Genomic DNA, 19,395 nt, shown 5'->3' with positions numbered 1-19,395 from the left:
GTAAATATATGTCTCAAAATACAATTAGCCATCTAATTCATGATAGAAACGCCCGTGGTCACGCCAAAATGGGCTGGCTCGATAGTTATCACACATTTTCCTTCGGTAGTTTTTACGATCCCAACCGCATGGGATTTCGTTCTCTGCGAGTGATTAACGACGATCGCATCGCCCCTGGTGCTGGATTCCCCACCCACAGCCATCGTGACATGGAAATCCTCACTTATGTCTTAGAAGGTGCTGTAGAGCATAAAGACAGCTTGGGTACTGGGTCAGTAATTCGTCCCGGTGATGCACAGATTATGAGTGCTGGAACTGGAATCAGCCACAGTGAATTTAATCCCTCGCCAACTGAACCACTACACTTGTTACAAATCTGGATTCTTCCCGATGAAGAAGGGTTGACACCAAGATATGAACAAAAAGCTTTTCCATTGGAAGAAAAGCGCGGCAAACTCCGCTTAATTGCTGCTAAAGATGGGCGCGATGGAGCCGTGACAATTCACCAAGATGTTGATTTATACACATCTGTTTTAGAGTCAGGTGATGTTGTTAATTATCAAGTCAAATCTGGTCGCTATGCCTGGTTACAAATAGCCCAAGGTATAGTTAACTTAAATGGTGAAGAACTCAGAGCAGGCGATGGAGTGCAAATCAACGGCGAAGAACAGCTAGAAATTAGCACCAACATCGGTGGCGAAATCTTACTTTTTGATTTAGCGTAATCTAGCAATCCTGAGTCATTGCTGAAAAAAAAAGATCCCCCACTTCGTAAAAGTTGTGGGGGATATTTAGGTTAAAAAAATTTCTCGATTGGCGTGCGAGTATAAATATTGCATTGGGAATCGTAAAGATAGGGACACAAAACCACAATAGTCTTTTTTGTAGTATAAAATTACTATTAGCTTTAGTTTCAGAACTTTAGGGATATAAGATAGATAAGAATAGGGGGTAGAAGAAAATAGTAAATTAATTTTGTAAATTAAATTAAAAAATTGCTATACAGATAATTCCCTCAAGATAGTGGCTCAAATGTACTAGTAAGGGTCAAATACTAGAAAATTAGTAGAAGTAAAGTGTAACAGGCATGAAACCATTGGAAATACGTGATTCTGTTGATTCTCGATATAACCCAGCAGCGATTGAGGAAAAATGGCAAAAAACATGGGTAGAACTTGGCTTAGATAAAACGCCGACAGCTAGTAACAAGCCAAAATTCTACGCTTTATCCATGTTCCCTTATCCATCGGGCAGCCTACACATGGGTCATGTCCGTAATTATACGATTACCGATGTGATTGCCCGCCTTAAAAGAATGCAAGGGTATCGAGTAATACATCCAATGGGTTGGGATGCTTTTGGGTTGCCAGCAGAAAATGCCGCCATTGACCGTGGTGTACCGCCAGCAAAGTGGACTTATCAAAATATTTCCCAGATGCGGCAACAATTGCAGCGTCTTGGTTTATCCATTGACTGGGAATGTGAACTTGCTACCTGTTCACCCGATTATTATAAGTGGACGCAATGGATTTTCTTGCAATTTTTACAAGCAGGGTTAGCTTACCAAAAAGAAGCAGCAGTAAATTGGGACCCAATTGACCAAACTGTATTGGCAAATGAGCAAGTCGATAACGAAGGACGTTCTTGGCGCAGTGGCGCAATAGTTGAGCGCAAATTGTTGCGGCAATGGTTTTTCAAGATTACCGATTATGCCGAAGAATTACTCAATGACTTGGATAAGTTAACAGGTTGGCCGGAACGCGTCAAATTGATGCAGGCAAACTGGATTGGCAAATCTACAGGCGCTTACTTAGAATTTCCTATCATTGGGATAGATGAAAAAATCGCCGTGTACACCACACGTCCAGATACCGTTTATGGTGTCAGCTACCTGGTGTTAGCACCAGAACATCCCTTAACAAAGCGTGTCACTACAAAAGAACAACAAGCGGCGGTAGAAGCCTTTATTAAAGAGGTTTCCAATCAAAGTGAGTTGGAACGTACTGCTGAAGATAAACCGAAGCGGGGTATTTCCACAGGTGGGGTGGCAATTAACCCATTTTCAGGCGAAGAAGTGCCGATTTGGATTGCTGACTATGTACTGTATGAATATGGTACTGGGGCAGTAATGGGTGTGCCAGCGCACGATGTCCGGGATTTTAAGTTTGCCAAAAATTACGATTTGCCAATTAATTTTGTCATCGCTTCCCCAGATGATGTTGCAGGTTTTGACTTAACTCCAACACCAGAGATTAATGAAGTCAGACAAGTCATCCAGATTAAATATAACCAGGCATACACTGAACCAGGAATTTTAATTAATTCTGGGTCTTTTACTGGCATGGTTTCCACGGATGCTAAACAAGCGATAATTGAATACGCCGAACAACAAGGTTTTGGTAAAGTGCGGGTGCAATATCGCTTGCGGGATTGGTTAATTTCGCGGCAGCGTTACTGGGGCGCACCAATACCTGTAATTCACTGTCCCAACTGTGGAATAGTGCCAGTGCCTGATAAAGATTTACCAGTCCAGTTGCCGGAAGAGGTGGAATTTACTGGACGTGGTGGTTCACCTTTAACTCAGTTGGAAAGCTGGGTAAATGTGCCTTGTCCAACTTGTGGCACTCCGGCAAAGCGGGAAACTGACACGATGGATACTTTTATTGATTCCTCGTGGTATTTCTTGCGCTTCCCTGACGCTAAAAATGAACAACAGGTTTTTGATTCCAGTAAAATTAATGACTGGATGCCAGTTGATCAGTATGTAGGTGGAATTGAACACGCGATTTTACATTTGTTGTATTCGCGCTTCTTTACTAAGGTACTACGCGATCGCGGTTTGTTAAACTTTGATGAACCCTTCCAACGTTTGTTAACTCAAGGTATGGTACAGGGTTTAACTTACCTAAATCCCAACAAGGGCGGCAAAGATAAATGGATTCCTTCTAATCTGGTAAATTCTGCTGACCCTCGTGACCCCCAGACAGGCGAACCACTGCAACGTCTCTACGCCACCATGTCTAAATCAAAGGGCAACGGTGTAGCACCAGAAGATGTAATTTCCAAATACGGTATAGATACAGCGCGGATGTTCATCTTGTTCAAAGCGCCGCCAGAAAAAGACCTGGAATGGGATGAAGCCGATGTGGAAGGACAATTCCGCTTTTTAAATCGGGTTTGGCGTTTGGTGACAGACTATGTTGCAGCTGGGGTATCCCGTAAGCAAGCCCAACTCGCTGATTTAACTAAGGCAGAAAAGGAATTGCGACGGGCGATTCACACGGCTATTCAAGCGGTGACAGAAGACGTTGAAGACGAATATCAATTCAACACAGCTATTTCAGAATTGATGAAGTTAAGTAACGCTCTAACCGATGCTGACGGAAAAAATTCACCAATTTACGCAGAAGGTATTAGGACTTTAGTGGTATTGCTAGCACCATTTGCACCACATATTGCTGATGAATTGTGGCATTTATTGGGTGAAAAGAATTCAGTTCACACTCAAACTTGGCCGTCATTTGACCCGGCCGCTTTGGTAGCTGATGAAATCACTTTAGTGATTCAAATTATGGGCAAAACTCGCGGCTCGATTCAAGTACCAGCACAAGCAGATAAAGCAGCGTTGGAGAAATACGCCCGTGAATCAGAAATTGCCCAACGTTACATCGAAGGTAAGGAGATTAAAAAGGTAATTGTGGTGCCTGGAAAGTTGGTAAATTTTGTAGTTAGCTAAGTACAGCTTTAGGTAAAATCGTGGCGAATTGAGGATTTAAATTTAAACGCAAAGTGGCGCAGAGGGAAGCGCAGAGGTACGCAGAGAATTCGCTAGGAATTAATTCAATGTTGTATTTAGCGATCGATAAAATAGTAAATTATAGCCTGATAAAACATCAGAGGATTTACATCCGTGACACTCAAAGAGTTAGAACAACAACTTCTTGCCCTCAGTCCTGGTGAAAAGTTGCAGGCTATACATTTACTTGCTCAAAGTCTCGGCAACCATTGGCAAGGAATTGAAAAAACTCCTAGAGTCTGCGGTGGAGAAGCTTGCATCGCTAAAACTCGTATTCCCGTTTGGGTACTTGTGGAAGCTCGCCGTCTTGGATATAGTGATGCTGACCTTTTGACGAGCTATCCAACCATTACAGCTACAGATTTAGCTAATGTTTGGGTATATGCAGAAGTTCATCCCGATGAAATTGAATTGGCAATTGAGCGTAATGAGGTTGCCTAGTCGATGGTACGGTTTTATGCAGATGAGCAGTTTCCGTTTCCAGTTGTGCAATTATTACGCGCTTTGGGACATGATGTTTTGACAGTTCAAGAAGCAGAAAATGCAGACCAAGGTATACCTGATGAGGAAGTACTAGCATTTGCCATAATAGGACTTACGCACACTCTACGAATTCTCGGCGCTCTTGGCGTCTTGGCGGTTCGAGAAATTAAGCTTTTTAGCAATTTTTGCGTAAGTCCTACATAGGGCTTGCTGAAAAAGAAAGAAAAGCTAGAATGCTAAGATTTTCAGAGCAGAGATATATATTCAAGTGCAAGAAAAAAGGATAGAATACTCTGAAACCCTTGCACCACCGTAAGCCTCGTCTATACTTAGTATCCTAAAGAACTATGTACAGAAAAGCAGAACCAACTCAAATTCCACTCCTTAGCTTTCAACTTCCTTTTGAAGGAAAGTTGTTAGAAGATAATCGTTGGGTAATGATGGCTTCTTTAATACCGTGGTCAGAATTTGAAGAGGAATATGCTTCTTTTTTCGATGAAAAAATAGGAGCGCCAGCCAAATCGTTTCGGATGGCATTAGGTGCATTAATAATCAAAGAGAAACTAGGAATAAGTGATAGGGAAACAATAGAGCAAATCAAGGAGAACCCTTATCTACAGTATTTTATAGGAATGTCATCTTATCGGAATGAAGCTCCATTTGATGCATCAATGTTAGTACATTTTCGAGAAAGGATTAGTGCTGATCTAGTAAACACAGTGAATCAAAAAATGGTGAAGATGATGTTAGAAACAACATCGGCTCAACCAACTGAAAAAAAAATAGAAGAAAAAGAAAAAGAAATAAGTGAGTCAGCCACACCTGGGAGAGAAACCCCACTAACGAACTTGGAGAGTGAGCCAAAAAATCGCGGAAAATTAATATTGGATGCGACTTGTGCGCCTTGTGACATCAGCTACCCCACAGATTTAGGACTATTGAATCAAGCCAGGAAACACACAGAGCAAATTATAGACTCTCTTTATGAACAGAGAAAGGGGCAATTAGAGAAAAAACCAAGAACTTATCGGGATATCGCTAGAAGAGATTATCTAGAAGTAGCAAAAAAACGTCGGGTATCACAAAAAGAAAGAAGAAAAGCGATTAAAAAGCAACTCCAATATATTAAAAGAAACTTATCTTATATTGAGCAGCTAATTCTTTCAGGCGCAACTATTGAAAATTTCAGTAACAGGCAGTACAAGATGTTGCTAGTAGTTGCAGAGGTCTATCGTCAACAACTATGGTTATATGAAAATCAAAAACAAAGTATTGATGACCGTATTGTTAGTTTAACTCAACCACATATCCGTCCAATAGTACGAGGAAAAGCCGGGAAACCCGTGGAATTTGGGGCAAAATTATCAGCTAGTTATTTTGATGGATATGTATTTTTAGACCATATTAGTTGGGATAATTTTAATGAATCAGGAGACTTAAAAGCACAAGTAGAAGCATATAAAGATTACACCGGATTTTATCCAGAATCCGTTCATGTTGATAAGATTTATCGCACAAGAGAAAACCGGACTTGGTGTAAAGAAAGAGCTATTAGAATTAGTGGAGTTCCTTTAGGAAGACCTCCAAAAACTCGGAGTAAAGAAAAAAAGAAGCAAGCCAAAGATGACGAAAGTATTCGTAATTGTATTGAGGGAAAATTTGGGCAAGGTAAAAGAGGATTTAGCCTGGGTAGAGTGATGGCAAAACTTTCTCACACTTCTCAAACTGCAATTGCTATTACTTTTTTAGTAATGAATCTTTCTACTCATTTGTCACGGCTTTTTTATGCTTTTTTATGTCAATTTTTCAAAACTGCGCCTTCTTTACAATCTTTGATTAGTAAAAATTATTTTTTGTCGATACTAGATAATGCAAATTTATCTATGACCATTGCTTGAATATTTTACTAATCCTCCTATGGCTTTTTATTGAGTTTTTCAGCAAGCCCTACATAAGTCAAAAACGCTCAATATTAACTCTCAACAGAGTTGATTTTATCCGTTTGCATCGTTGTAATTCTAACCACTTTGGTATTATCGTTTGCACGAACAATCGTAATTGGGAACAGTTTGCAGCACGGATAGATGAAGCTGTCACAGCAGAAGAAACGTTGCAAGGAAAACTAATTCGTGTGGTACGTCCAGTTACTTGAAATAATTCGTAACTTGTAATTAACTTTTGAAACAGTGATTTAGAACTTGCCTAACATACTTGCGGCTTGTTAGAAGCGGGGGATTTAAACCCACAGAATTGCTTAAAAAGTTTTGATGGAATGCATAAATGCTAAAGTCATCAAGTATGTGTTGCAACAATTTTTATAACAGTAGTTTACTTCTCTGGTATATGTGTATTTAAAAACATCTGTATGATCTTCCAGAGAGTTTAACTATTTTATTTATACACGAAAAAACGCTTGAGAGTTTTGCTCACTCAAGCGTTTCCCCGTAAAAGCTTATACCAACTCACGCGTTTGATGCAACATTTGAAATCTGCAACGCCCCCTTATTAGGGAGCATTGCGGGGATAACTTGTGACAAACATGTGGTGAAATGGTATCACTCCTTGCACTAATTAAGAATATCTCTTTTGCAAGAATACCGGGGATCTGATGAGTGACAGTTTATGAACTGAACACTAGTTAAAAACGACTCATCATGAATAGTAATTAACAAGACTAAGCACGATTGTAGCAATTTTCTAAGTATAGTATAAAAACTTATAGTTTATTAGCGTAGGCGTAGCCCGCCATAAGCATCGCCTACCACTGAGTACAGTTTTAAAATGTGCAGCAAGTAGCAGCATAATTATCTTAAAATTGGCAGCAAACGAACCAGAAAGTATCAGTAGAAAATCGCCATTGAGTAAGCCAGATAAGCCTTTAATATTAACATCAAAGTGATTTGGAGTGAAATAAATTATCAGATACTCAATGGATAAAAGTATTCTTTAGAGGATGGCAACCGAAGAACAAATGCTCGACCCAAGCAGATTGAAAAGTTTGGGTTAGGTATCTTCTATATCTTAGCAAACGGCGACATCCAACTCTTCCACATAGTGTAAGCGGTTACCTCCTTCGTTGAAGCAAAACACAGCTTTTTCACTGACGATTTCCGCGATATTCAAAACGATTTTGCGTGTTTATATAAAAACAACTGAGGCGAATTATGGGTAAGATTTAAGAATTTATTATACCTATGCCTCATCTATAGGAATCATATTTGATTTTTGAACGAAATTAGGTATTGTAGGGTGTGTTAGAACGCAGTTCGTAACGCACCAAACCCTTGATGATGGTGCGTTACGCTGTCGCTAACACACCCTACGTATCTTTTCAGAAATCAAATACTAGTCCTATAGATAAACGTTTCATCTTTGGCTAAAATAGCCACTCCCCTACGAGTAAACGCCTTAACCTGTTGTCTAGGTGTGTGGTAAGATTGCCTGGAACAGGGGTTTTATTTGAGTTGGAGTCTCGTATAAATTGCAAAGGTCAAGCTGACCGATCATTAACTCCCATGATACTTTTCCTATGGATTTGGAAAATATACAACAAGGTTGGTGACAAACTGAGTGGAATTTGTAGATGAATATCTAGAATTTGCTATCAGACTTAACCAACTCCCACAATTTTGACTTTTATTTGATTTTTAGGATACACACATGAACGACAAGCTGATGCTGATGATTCCAGGCCCAACCCCGGTACCAGAAGCTGCCTTACTGGCATTAGCCAAGCATCCGATTGGACACCGCACCAGTGAATTTAGCAACATATTGGCAGAGGTGACGGAAAACCTCAAGTGGCTACATCAAACTCAAAGTGATGTACTAACGCTGAATGTCAGTGGTACGGGTGCTGTAGAAGCCGGAATAATTAATTTTCTCTCTCCAGGCGATCGCATTTTAGTTGGTTCTAATGGTAAATTTGGCGAACGCTGGGTAGAAATAGGTCAAGCCTACGGTTTGAATGTAGAAGAAGTTAAGGTGGAATGGGGAAAACCCCTAGACCCCGCAGTATTTGCCGAAAAACTCCAAGCAGATACTCAAAAGCAAATTAAAGCCGTAATCATCACCCACAGCGAAACCTCGACGGGTGTTTTGAATGATTTAGAAACTATCAACCGCCACGTTAAAGAACACGGTGAAGCTTTAATTATCGTTGATGCCGTCACTAGCTTGGGTGCGTTCAATCTACCTGTGGATGCTTGGGGCTTGGATATAGTCGCCTCCGGTTCCCAAAAAGGTTATATGATTCCGCCGGGATTGGGTTTTGTCTCTGTCAGCCCCAAAGCTTGGGAGGCTTACAAAACTGCAAAACTACCGAAATATTATTTGGACTTAGGCAAATATCGCAAAGCCACAGCCAAAAATACAACTCCATTTACTCCGCCTGTGAACTTGATCGTAGCGCTACACACCACGTTGCGAATCATGAAAGAGGAAGGCTTAGAGTCAATATTTGCTCGACACGAACGGCTGAAAAATGCTACCCGCGCCGCCATTCAAGGGTTAAATTTACCCCTGTTTGCAGCAGATAGTTCCGCTAGCCCGGCGATTACGGCTGTAGCACCACAAGGAATTGAACCGGATAAGATTCGGTCATTGATGAAAAAACGCTTTGATATTGCCCTAGCTGGTGGTCAAGACCATTTGAGTAATAAGATTTTCCGCATTGGTCACTTGGGTTTTGTGAGCGATCGCGATATTCTTAGCTGTATCGCATCCTTAGAAGTTACCCTAAGAGAACTTGGCTACGAAGACTTCACCCCTGGATCTGGTATAGCGGCAGCAGTTAGAGTATTTAGTCAGTCTTAAGTACTGAGCATTAAATAAAAAGAGCGAGTTGATAATAAAACTTCGCTCTTTTTATTTGTATATAAATGAGTAAAAACCGCCTTGGACAAGGTAGAGTGGATGTGACATGCCCCAATTCTCATAAATTATACCAAGTTAGTCTAAATAGTATTATTTGCTCTGAAGACAGTCGCATAAATTATTTGACATCAAACAAGACTAATTTTGACAACTTAGCATGATACCGAATTGTGATAAATAGTATTCTTTCAGATTCTAATAACAGCTTTTTGTAAGAGACTTTTGATTTAAAATCCAAAATCCAAAATCCAAAATCCAAAATTATTATGACTATGCCGTTTCTAGCCAATCATAAATTTGGTCTAACTGCTCTAGAGTAATCAAACCATACTGCCAAAGAATCATTGCCAAAGGGCCTGGATCTTGCTCCCGATGCCGAAGCGCTACCGCCAGCGATGCTGTGGAAATTGCCAAATCTTCTTGCAAAAAATTAATCAATCGAGAATATTTTGATTGTGACATTTGTATCTCACCTCCTTGTGCAGAATGTATTGTCATATATCAGTTCACCATTGCTTGGTAGCCAGTAGCCAGTATTCTATCTGTCACTTTGCCGTTATCGGCTATACACCCCAGCAGAGTTTTTGTGATTTGCCTTTAATAAAGGCTTCTCATAGAAACTCTAGAAAATAAAACTTTTAATACAAATTATTTGCTCAATTGTCAAGCAGTATTCTTACTTAGTTAAATTGGCTCCATTTTGTTTACTTTTGTGCGTTATTTAATTACACATGTAGTAACAAAGATTCCATAGCCTATATTCTCTTATTGGCGACTATTTACACTTGCGCCCAAGGGAATATTTTTGCCAAACCTTAAGACTGCGATTTCAGGTTGGAGACAGTAGAATTTTACATCATTACCACAGTTTTTAAATAGTAGCGTTACAGATGGATTTTTACCATAGGGCGTGCCATTTTTTACAAAAAAAACATAGATTTTGATAGTGTAGACTCTGAACAGAGCAACTATCCAAATCTTTATCTCCACAAAGCACGGAAGTCTCAAGGCTCAATTTTGACAATATCGCCCACTTTCAACTTCAACTCGGCAGCCCTTCCAGAGCGAAGTTCAATCACCTTATCGATTGGTGTATTAGGCCCATAGGTAGGACAAGGTTCAGTTGCACAAGGAGGTGCAGAAGCCTGAATATATTTAACGACTCCGTTTTGTAAAAATACCATATCCAAAGGCACAGGTACATTCTTCATCCAGAAACTAACCGGTTGTGGTGAAGGGAACCCAAATAACATCCCCCGGTTATCTGGCAAAGCTGGTCGATACATCAACCCCATCGCTTGCTGTTGTGGTGTCTGCGCAACTTCTAACTGAATGATTGTGCCATTAGGAACAATGGCTTTAGCAGAAATTGGTAGTTTTTGACCTAAGCTCTGTGGTGCTGGAGTTTGAGAAGTAGATGTGGGGCTGGGAGGTTTAGCTGTTGTTGGCACAGAACAGCCCATCAGTAAAATACTCAGTAACATTGAGAGCAAACTTAGTCGATGAGTCATAATTATTTTTGATTTTGTAATTTAGATTTCAATTTTACAGAATTTAAGTTAGAAAACTTACGGCTTTTATTCGTCCCTTGAGGAGGCAAGGGGCAGGGGAAATCCACACGTTGTTATACGAGGGGGATTGAAGCAAGTACGCTTTGTACCTTGTGACACTTTCTGCGACGCTCGTAAGCGTTGCATTAGCAACGTAGGAGCATCTGACTCGCTAAAGCTGCGCTATTTGCCTCCTGCCTTCTGTTGTAAAGTTTTACCACAGTATACTAAGATTCTCTCAAAACGTACCCTACACCTCGCACGGTTTGAATGAGGCGCTTTTGTCCTTCATCTTCAATTTTTAGGCGCAAGTAGCGGATGTACACTTCAATTACATTCGACTCACCCAGAAAGTCGTAACCCCAAACATTTTCTAAAATTTGTTCGCGGGTTAACACCTCACGGGGATGTTCCATTAAGAATTTTAATAGTTCAAATTCTTTCATTGTCAAGTCAATTGCCCGCCCGCTATGTATGGCACGGCGAGTTGCCATATCTAAAATCAGATCCCCAAAGCGTAACTGCTCTGTGGTGTCTACGTCAGGTTTTAAGTAGAGCCGAATCAACTTCAAAAAGTCTTCTGAGCGATAAGGCTTTAGGATGTAATCATCCGCTCCTGCTTCTAGACAAGCTACACGATCATCGACTGTATCCCTTGCCATTAAAATTAACACAGGCGATCGCATACCAGTGCTTCTCAGATTTTTGCACAATGAGAGTCCTGATTCTCCTGCTAGCATCCGGTCTAAAACAATTAAAGCAGGTTGGCGATCGCGGCAGTGTTGTAAGCCACTGGTCGCATCATGAGCCAAAATTGATTCATAGCCGGCTTCTTGCAAATCGCAAGAAAGCTGATTTGCTAAACTCTCATCGGTTTCAATCACCAAAACACAGGGACTTGGAGCAACTGTCATAACAATTTTGGATATTGGATTTGGGATTGTAAAGATATTCTAGAGAAAATCTTTACATCAGTTATAAAGTGCAATTACGAGTTTTTAATGATGGAGCAATCCTGATTTGACACACTGCTAAGAATCTTTTAGCACGTTCAGGTGTCAGCCATCTAATTCTCCGATGCAATCTTAATAACTAAATCCAAATACCATCCTTACACCAGTAATTCTGGAAGGAAATCAGTAGATTGGGAATGGGGCATGGGGCATGGGGCATGGTGCATGGGGAGGTGAGGGAGTGAGGGAGTGAGGGAGATGAGGGAACAGTGAGCAGGGAGCAGGGGGAAAATTCCTCTTTTCTGCACCCTTCCCCATGCCCAATGCCCAATGCCCAATACCCAATACTTAAGGCAATTCTACCGAAGTTGGTTTAGCGATATGTGGTAAACCCCAACCTAATTTTTCTCGTAAAATTCGGAAAAACTCAGGCGGTTGCAGGCGAATAAATCGAACACTATATTGCGATCGCTCTATATATACTCTATCTTCTGGTAGTACATAGCACCCTCCATTACCATCCACCACCATTACCAGCCGAGGAATGTTGACTGGGTAAATGTTGACAGATTCAGTATCTGGAAATACTAATGCTCTAGAAGCTAGGGAATGGGGGCAAATGGGTACTAGCTGTAAAGCAGGTACGCCAGGGGTGACAACTGGGCCACCAGCACTCAATGAGTAAGCTGTAGAACCTGTAGGCGTAGACACAATCACACCATCTGCTGCAATATCTACTGGCGCATGACGCCCTATGGCAATTTCAAAATGGCACATAGAGGTCAAAGGTTCGCGGTGCAGAACCATTTCATTCAAGCAGAGGGCTTCCCAAAGCACTGCTTCTCCCCGAAACACTTTGACGGTGAGCATGGCTCGTTCTTCAATTTCATACTCACCTGTCATTGCCTGTTCTAGTGCTTGGGGCAATTGATTCAGGAAGGTTTCTGTTAAAAATCCCATGTGGCCGGTATTCACTGTAAGCAGTGGAATACCACAGGGGGCTACCTGACGAGACGCTGCTAAAACAGTGCCATCTCCCCCTAACACCACTGCAAACTCCATATCTGAGTCAAAACCAGGGGGTGTTAGACCGTCAATGGGGGTGTGGCATACAGGACTCTCCGGGTTAGAGTAGCCCAATATTCCACCGATACTCGATGTGACACACACATCCCAACCGGCTGCGGTTAGCTTGTCTTTCAACTCGATAGCGACACGGCCGGCTACCGGTTTAACGTCATTGTAGATAATGCCTGCTTTCGGCACACTCAAATATCCAAGTTTAGGCGATGCTCTGTATTATGTAATCCTTACACATTTTGGTCATGTAGTCATTAATCTAAAGTCAAATATCCAGAGTCTAGACTTTCCTAACTAATATCTGTTTTGTAATGACTATTGACTATTGGCTTTTGAAGACTGTTTAAAAGGAGTTTTTTTAGGTTTATCCTTTTTATTTTTATTTTTCTGGTAGTCTAACTCTTTGAGCTTCTTCATTATTCGGCTGAAGTACTCTTGTAGATAGCTTTCTAAGGTTGTGGTTTGTTGCGGATCTAAGCCAAAAATTGTGTATACTTCATCCATTGAAGCATTTAACTCTTTACCACTAGCCAATACTTCTGTAAATGCTAGCCTGTCTGCAACGTTCCATCCCCACTGAAAGAACCGCATTAAGCCGCGCACAGCACGCAACAAGGTTATTGGCATCCGCGTTACTCTGGCATCTTTTCCAGATAAACGTTCGCACAAGTTGATAATTTCTTCTGCACTCCACGCACGAGTACCGACTACAGGAAAAGTTTGGTTTTGCGTTTCTGGCACACTCAATGCACGGATTGCGAACTTAGCAATGTCCTGAGTATCCATATAAGCAATGGGAGAAGAATTACCAGTAACCCAAACTGGCTGTGATTCCAAAATAGGAATCCCGTACTGACCGATTAATCCTTGCATAAACCCAGCTAGCCGCAAGATGGTATAATTCAAGCCAGACTCAGCCAAGAAGAGTTCTGTACACCGTTTAATTTCCATTAACGGCACTTCTGGGTATTTATCAGCATCTAATATCGAAAAGAAGATGAAACGCTCTACACCTGCTGCTTTTGCTGCTTGAATCAATGCTACTTTGCCGTCCCAGTCTACTTGTTTGATACTTAGTGAATCTGTAGGACGAGATGTTGACGCATCAATAACCTGGGTTACACCAACTAAAGCTTCGGCTAAAGTATCGGGGTAACGTAAATTTCCCGGTACGAGTTCTGCACCCCATTCTTTGAGAAAAGCTGCTTTTTTACTGCTTCGGACAAGACAGCGTACTTTATATCCCTCATCGATTGCACGACGAGCCACTTGTCTTCCTAAGGTGCCAGTGGCACCGACGATTAATAATGTCATGAGGGTTGTAATAAATTTTATTGTTTTATGAAAAGAATGTTATCAGAATAACCTATGCAAACAAAACTTTACATCTTTTCTAAGAAAATCGTTTGTTATGAACAGACTCATGAAAAAATTGCTGTCCGGTAAACGGACAAGCTTTTTTTCATTTCCATCAAAAAGGGAGTGGGGAGTGGGAGCAGGGGAAGCAGGGGAAGAATAACTCCTAACTCCTAACTCCTAACTCAATTATTCTTCTCCGCCTTGAATTTTTAGTAACAACGCGCCTAAGCCCCAGCCTACGAAGATTAAACCGAAGGACAATAGAGCTGCATTCAAAATTTCGCCGCCCATTGGTGTGATTCTCCTTATGCAAATTAGTGTGTGTAAACTAGGTCTATCAGAAGCTCTTGAATTGTTGCTGTAGAATTAGACCTGTGTAAATAATCTTAAACTAGTTTAGCAAGTAATCCCTACTGGTTTGGGGGGAAATCCCTAGTGTAGAACGGGAAATCAGGGGGATGGGGAAAAAGTTTGATGATAATAATTATGAATAAATTTTATGTATCAAAATAATTTAGATAATCTAGTGAATTTTACCAAAAAAAATCGCCCGCGTTTGGCGTTGACATTGGGAGATCCGGCGGGAATTGGGCCGGAGGTAATTTTGAAAGCTTTAGCAGAACCGGAAATTAGTAAAAAATATGACGTTACAGTGGTGGGAAACCGGGATTTGCTGGCACAGATTTATTACAAACTGAATTTAACTGAGAATTTAGCACCTTTGGTAAATCCAGACGAGTTGTCAATTATTGATGTGCTGTTGGATGAAGAAATTAAAGGTCAAATTATTTCAGGAATAGGTAATGCGGCCAGTGGTGCGGCTAGTTTTGCGTATATGGAATGTGCGATCGCTCAAACACTGGCTGGTAAATTTGATGCTATTGTCACAGGGCCGATCGCTAAATCTGCTTGGAAAGCCGCAGGATATAATTATCCAGGGCAAACGGAACTTTTAGCGCAAAAGTCAGGTGTTGACCGTTTTGGGATGTTATTTGTAGCGCGATCGCCCCATACTAACTGGATACTCCGCGCTTTACTAGCTACCACACATATTCCCCTACGTCAAGTAGCTGATACGTTGACACCGCAGTTGCTGACACAGAAATTGGATTTGCTCGTGGAGTGTTTGGAGAAAGATTTTGGGATAGAAAATGGGAGAATTGCGATCGCAGGTTTAAATCCCCACAGTGGCGAACAGGGGCAATTGGGACATGAGGAACAAGATTGGTTGATTCCGTGGTTAGAGCAAGAACGGCAAAACAGACCACACTTACAACTAGATGGGCCAATACCGCCAGATACGATGTGGGTTAAACCTGGCCAAGCTTGGTATGGAAATTCTTTAGTACAAAATCCTGCTGATGGTTACTTGGCACTTTACCACGACCAAGGCTTAATTCCTGTGAAGCTGATGGCGTTTGATCGGGCAGTTAATACTTCTATTGGCCTTCCTTTCGTTCGGACTTCACCGGATCACGGGACAGCGTTTGATATTGCGGGTAAGGGAATTGCTGATGCTACGAGTATGAAGGCAGCGATACATTTAGCGGCTGAGTTGGTTAGTCAAAGATTGGCGGTGGGTTGTGGTTAAAAGTTCTTTGTTGCAATATTTACTAGGAGTAATGCTTACTTGAATTTTGAGTAATCGGATAACTTGTGTGTATACCGGAGCTTGGGAAAGGGGATTTAATAAAGTACAAAACCTTGCTCCGCCTTTAACTTTTGTCAAAGGCGGAGCAAGGTTAAAAACCATATTTGGATGTTATTTAATTCACATTCCTGGTAAGGGGAGGACTACAGGAAAGTAAATTATTGCAGCTTCACAAAGAAACCGTATAAGGATTCAGTCTGCCGAAAAAGGAATCAGCAAAGGATACGCAATTTCCTGATCAATATGTGCGCCTAATGCCGTAGGCAAAAAATTAAATTTTTGACTTTTGACTTTTGACTTCCCCAAAGGGGCTGACTTCTGTATTATTTATCAGTGCTATATCAGCACTTACCAATTATCATCTGTATGTTCATCGTAAGGCTCACCTGTAAAAGGTTGTACGCCAATCACAGGATAAGCATCATCCGTAGGGCCAAAAATCCGCATTGCAGCTTCAGAAATATACTGCGTTATGTTCGCAATGATTTGGGAAATAGCCATAGTATTGGACTCCTTTTTCGAGTCTCTTTAATTGTGCTACCTATACTCTAATACTGATATTCAAAGCTGGCTCTTATTCTCAATATATTGAGAATATATGCAATGTTTATTCAGATAACTTCGCAATACTTTAGCTTGTCATAAAAACAAACTTTTCCCTTTGATTCTAATTGTAACATAGTTGTTTCTCCATTATTAGCCGCCTTATCCCATTAACATTATTGCTAACTATTACTATTAAAAAACATTAAGTATTTTATGAAGTTAGTATTAACTTGCCGATGAATCTACTGTTATACGGCAATCTCAGAAAATATACTTGCTGATAGTTGACATTATTTATGGTAAATATTACCATAATAAAAGAAGCATCTTGTAAGGAAGCTCTTGCATGACAACTTTGCCAGATTTGGAATATGTATATAAAGAGCAAAGCCAGCAGAACCAGGAACTAAACCTATCTGCGGATGATTACAGCTTGCTGACCGACCTTTACCAGTTGACGATGGCAGCTTGTTACACAGGCGTTGGTATAGAACAACGACGGGCAAGCTTTGAGTTGACTGTTAGGCGATTGCCAGAGGGTTTTGGTTATTTAATTGCAATGGGGCTAACGCAGGCATTGGAATATTTAGCCAAATTCCGGTTTAGTTTGGCGCAAATTGCCGCATTACAGGCAACGGGAATTTTTGCTCAAGCAGGCGATCGCTTTTGGTCACTTTTAGCTGACGGAAAGTTTACGGGTGATGTTTGGGCAGTACCAGAAGGAACAGCCGTCTTTGCCAATCAGCCACTATTGCGGGTAGAAGCACCACTTTGGCAAGCACAACTAGTAGAAACTTACCTGCTGAATACGATTAATTACCAGACTTTGATTGCTACAAAAGCAGCAAGGTTAAGGGATATAGCAGGGGAATCAGCAACACTTTTAGAATTTGGCACAAGACGAGCATTTAGTCCCCAAGGGTCTTTGTGGGCGGCGCGGGCGGCGTTGGCGGGTGGTTTAGATGCCACTTCTAATGTGTTAGCAGCGCTACAACTAGGACAAAAGCCAAGTGGTACTATGGCACACGCCCTGGTGATGGCGTTGTCAGCAATAGAAGGCACTGAAGAACAAGCTTTTAGTGCATTTCATCGATATTTTCCGGGTGCGCCATTGCTGATTGATACTTACGATACCATTGCTGCTGCTGGGCGCTTGGCCGAAAAAGTAAATTCCGGGGAAATGCAATTAACAGGAGTGAGATTAGACTCAGGAGATTTAGTTACCTTATCAAAACAGGTGCGATCGCTCCTTCCCGGTGTGCCAATTTTTGCCAGTGGCGACTTGGATGAGTGGGAAATTGCCAGATTAAAAGCTGCTGGCGCCCAAATTGATGGTTACGGACTGGGAACGCGACTAGTTACAGGTTCGCCTGTAAATGGAGTTTATAAACTTGTAGACATTGATGGTATCCCAGTGATGAAGCAGTCTAGTGGTAAAGTTACTTATCCAGGGCGCAAGCAGATTTTTCGCTCGTATATGGGAGGTAAGGTAAAAGCAGACAGGTTGGGACTTTTAGGTGAAAGTTCTCTGAATGAACAACCTTTGTTGCATTTGGTAGTGCAACACGGTGAACGGGTGCAGCCGTTGGAGTCGTTGGCAACAATTCGTCAGCGTACCGCCGCTTCAGTTGCTAGTTTGCCACAACAGACACGGCGTTTGGATCATCCTGTGGCTGTAGAAGTGGAGATTTCCGAGGGGTTACGGGTGTTGACGGAGGAAACTAAGAAACGAACCGCAGAGGCACAGAGAACACAGAGGTAAATTATGAGAGTTGCTTTGTTTGGTACTAGTGCCGATCCACCAACTGCTGGACATCAAGAAATTCTGAGTTGGTTGTCTGAGCGTTATGATTGGGTAGCGGTTTGGGCAGCAGATAATCCATTTAAGTCTCATCAAACACCCTTAGAACATCGGGCGGCAATGCTGCAACTGTTGATTGCGAATATAGACGCACCACGGCACAATATTGCTTTGGAGCAAGAATTGAGTAGCTTCAGAACACTGGAAACAGTAGAAAAAGCCAAGCTTACTTGGGGTGAAGACGCCCAATTGACGTTGATTATTGGTTCAGATTTACTGAGTCAGCTACCACGTTGGTATCGCATTGAAGATTTGTTACAGCAAGTGCAACTACTGATCGTACCGCGACCGGGATATGCAATAGATGAATCTAGTTCAGAGGTAGTGCAAAAGCTGGGAGGTAAGATTGCGATCGCTAGTCTGACCGGTCTAGATGTTTCCTCGACAGCATACCGCGAACATGGAGATTCTCAAGCCCTCACAGCCCCTGTAGTTGCCTATATTAATCGAGAGCATTTGTACGAATGCCAGGACGTTCACAAAAAAAGATACCAACTCCGTTAAACCAACAACCTTTGGCCGATTTCAAGGTTGGTGTTGATAATGTAATTTTTTCTGTAGATACTGTACAAAATCGGCTGTTAGTTCTACTAGTAATGCGACAGCAAGAACCATTTCTAAATCATTGGAGTCTTCCCGGTACTTTAGTACGTCCAGGAGAGTCTTTAGAAGATGCTGCCTATCGCATTATGGCAGAGAAAATTAAGGTCAACAATCTCTATTTAGAACAACTGTATACATTTGGCGGGCCAAATCGCGATCCACGGGAAGCAACTGATAGTTATGGTGTGCGTTATCTATCAGTTAGTTACTTTGCCCTAGTGCGATTTGAAGAAGCCGAATTAATTGCCGATCGCATGACTGGTATAGCTTGGTATCCGGTAAAACAAGTGCCGCAATTAGCTTTTGACCATAATGAAATTTTGGCTTATGGACATAGGCGATTGCGAAATAAATTAGAGTATAGCCCGGTGGCTTTTGAAGTCTTGCCAGAAATGTTCACCTTAAATGATTTATATCAGTTATACGCCACAGTTTTAGGTGATAACTTTTCCGATTATTCTAATTTTAGAGCGCGTCTACTCAAGTTAGGTTTTTTATGCGATACCGGAATTAAGGTATCACGGGGTGCTGGTCGTCCAGCTAGTTTGTATAAGTTTGACGCTGAAGCTTTTGCTCCCTTAAAAGATAAACCTTTGGTGTTTATTTGATGAACTGCTAGGTGGGATGAAGGGGATGAG

The 19,395-nt window shown here is 41.5% G+C and carries 17 protein-coding genes and 1 pseudogene; 11 read left to right on the top strand and 7 right to left on the bottom strand.

Going from position 1 to position 19,395, the window contains the following annotated elements:
* The first annotated feature begins 8 nt into the window (after nucleotides 1-8).
* The 7 genes and pseudogenes from CDC33_RS14835 (at nucleotide 9) to CDC33_RS14805 (ending at nucleotide 9,094) form a co-directional block, all read left to right on the top strand.
* Nucleotides 9-725: a pirin family protein gene (locus tag CDC33_RS14835; protein WP_109009105.1), complete on the top strand. Its 717-nt coding sequence runs from the start codon at nucleotides 9-11 to the stop codon at nucleotides 723-725.
* A gap of 362 nt (nucleotides 726-1,087) precedes the next feature.
* Nucleotides 1,088-3,736: a leucine--tRNA ligase gene (gene leuS, locus CDC33_RS14830; RefSeq protein ID WP_109009104.1), complete on the top strand. Its 2,649-nt coding sequence runs from the start codon at nucleotides 1,088-1,090 to the stop codon at nucleotides 3,734-3,736.
* Nucleotides 3,737-3,910: 174 nt separating this feature from the next.
* Nucleotides 3,911-4,237, top strand: coding sequence for a DUF433 domain-containing protein (locus CDC33_RS14825; protein WP_109009103.1), 327 nt, complete (start codon nucleotides 3,911-3,913; stop codon nucleotides 4,235-4,237).
* A 3-nt stretch (nucleotides 4,238-4,240) separates the two neighbouring features.
* Nucleotides 4,241-4,384, top strand: a pseudogene (locus CDC33_RS40440) (DUF5615 family PIN-like protein); the annotation flags it as partial.
* A gap of 242 nt (nucleotides 4,385-4,626) precedes the next feature.
* Nucleotides 4,627-6,177 carry an IS5 family transposase gene (locus CDC33_RS14815; protein ID WP_109009101.1) on the top strand — a complete coding sequence of 517 codons (1,551 nt, stop codon included), beginning with the start codon at nucleotides 4,627-4,629 and terminating at the stop codon, nucleotides 6,175-6,177.
* On the top strand, nucleotides 6,174-6,431 hold the full coding sequence (locus CDC33_RS14810; RefSeq protein WP_219930032.1) for a DUF5615 family PIN-like protein: 258 nt from the start codon (nucleotides 6,174-6,176) through the stop codon (nucleotides 6,429-6,431). The genes CDC33_RS14815 and CDC33_RS14810 overlap by 4 nt, the downstream gene beginning before the upstream one ends.
* Before the next feature lie 1,508 nt (nucleotides 6,432-7,939).
* Nucleotides 7,940-9,094: a pyridoxal-phosphate-dependent aminotransferase family protein gene (locus tag CDC33_RS14805; RefSeq protein WP_109009100.1), complete on the top strand. Its 1,155-nt coding sequence runs from the start codon at nucleotides 7,940-7,942 to the stop codon at nucleotides 9,092-9,094.
* Nucleotides 9,095-9,424: 330 nt separating this feature from the next.
* Here CDC33_RS14805 and CDC33_RS14800 read toward each other — a convergent pair whose 3' ends face one another.
* From CDC33_RS14800 to petM, 6 genes are all read right to left on the bottom strand, one after another.
* Entirely contained in the window at nucleotides 9,425-9,652 is a 228-nt protein-coding gene (locus tag CDC33_RS14800) for a DUF2949 domain-containing protein (RefSeq protein WP_100900719.1), read from the bottom strand.
* Nucleotides 9,653-10,158: 506 nt separating this feature from the next.
* The gene (locus CDC33_RS14790) at nucleotides 10,159-10,665 is read right to left on the bottom strand and encodes a DUF192 domain-containing protein (RefSeq protein ID WP_109009098.1); all 507 of its coding nucleotides are present in this window, start codon (nucleotides 10,663-10,665) and stop codon (nucleotides 10,159-10,161) included.
* Nucleotides 10,666-10,931: 266 nt separating this feature from the next.
* Nucleotides 10,932-11,618 carry a response regulator transcription factor NblR gene (gene nblR / locus CDC33_RS14785; protein WP_109009097.1) on the bottom strand — a complete coding sequence of 229 codons (687 nt, stop codon included), beginning with the start codon at nucleotides 11,616-11,618 and terminating at the stop codon, nucleotides 10,932-10,934.
* A 387-nt stretch (nucleotides 11,619-12,005) separates the two neighbouring features.
* Nucleotides 12,006-12,923 (bottom strand): NAD(+) kinase, encoded by a 918-nt coding sequence (locus CDC33_RS14775; protein WP_109009095.1) that lies wholly within the window; start codon nucleotides 12,921-12,923, stop codon nucleotides 12,006-12,008.
* 129 nt (nucleotides 12,924-13,052) lie between these two features.
* Entirely contained in the window at nucleotides 13,053-14,051 is a 999-nt protein-coding gene (locus CDC33_RS14770) for an SDR family oxidoreductase (protein WP_109009094.1), read from the bottom strand.
* Nucleotides 14,052-14,282: 231 nt separating this feature from the next.
* Nucleotides 14,283-14,387 carry a cytochrome b6-f complex subunit PetM gene (petM, locus tag CDC33_RS14765; RefSeq protein ID WP_109009093.1) on the bottom strand — a complete coding sequence of 35 codons (105 nt, stop codon included), beginning with the start codon at nucleotides 14,385-14,387 and terminating at the stop codon, nucleotides 14,283-14,285.
* Nucleotides 14,388-14,595: 208 nt separating this feature from the next.
* Between petM and pdxA the strand changes: the two genes are divergently transcribed.
* Nucleotides 14,596-15,687 carry a 4-hydroxythreonine-4-phosphate dehydrogenase PdxA gene (gene pdxA / locus CDC33_RS14760; RefSeq protein WP_109009092.1) on the top strand — a complete coding sequence of 364 codons (1,092 nt, stop codon included), beginning with the start codon at nucleotides 14,596-14,598 and terminating at the stop codon, nucleotides 15,685-15,687.
* Nucleotides 15,688-16,095: 408 nt separating this feature from the next.
* Here the strand turns inward: pdxA and CDC33_RS38735 are convergent, their stop codons facing one another.
* Entirely contained in the window at nucleotides 16,096-16,248 is a 153-nt protein-coding gene (locus CDC33_RS38735) for a hypothetical protein (protein WP_181374014.1), read from the bottom strand.
* Nucleotides 16,249-16,639: 391 nt separating this feature from the next.
* On the opposite strand from CDC33_RS38735, the gene CDC33_RS14755 reads away from it, so the two are divergent.
* From CDC33_RS14755 to CDC33_RS14745, 3 genes are read left to right on the top strand one after another with little or no spacing between them, the layout of a single operon-like run.
* A complete protein-coding gene (locus tag CDC33_RS14755; protein WP_109009091.1) occupies nucleotides 16,640-18,055 on the top strand; it encodes a nicotinate phosphoribosyltransferase in 1,416 nt (471 codons plus the stop codon).
* A 3-nt stretch (nucleotides 18,056-18,058) separates the two neighbouring features.
* Complete coding sequence (locus CDC33_RS14750; RefSeq protein WP_109009090.1) at nucleotides 18,059-18,658, top strand: nicotinate-nucleotide adenylyltransferase; 600 nt, start codon at nucleotides 18,059-18,061, stop codon at nucleotides 18,656-18,658.
* Nucleotides 18,619-19,365 (top strand): NUDIX hydrolase, encoded by a 747-nt coding sequence (locus CDC33_RS14745; protein ID WP_012411955.1) that lies wholly within the window; start codon nucleotides 18,619-18,621, stop codon nucleotides 19,363-19,365. The genes CDC33_RS14750 and CDC33_RS14745 overlap by 40 nt, the downstream gene beginning before the upstream one ends.
* Nucleotides 19,366-19,395: the final 30 nt, after the last annotated feature.

It is taken from the genome of Nostoc commune NIES-4072 (assembly GCF_003113895.1).
Lineage (GTDB): Bacteria > Cyanobacteriota > Cyanobacteriia > Cyanobacteriales > Nostocaceae > Nostoc > Nostoc commune.
This window is presented reverse-complemented; position numbering and strand designations above follow the sequence as displayed.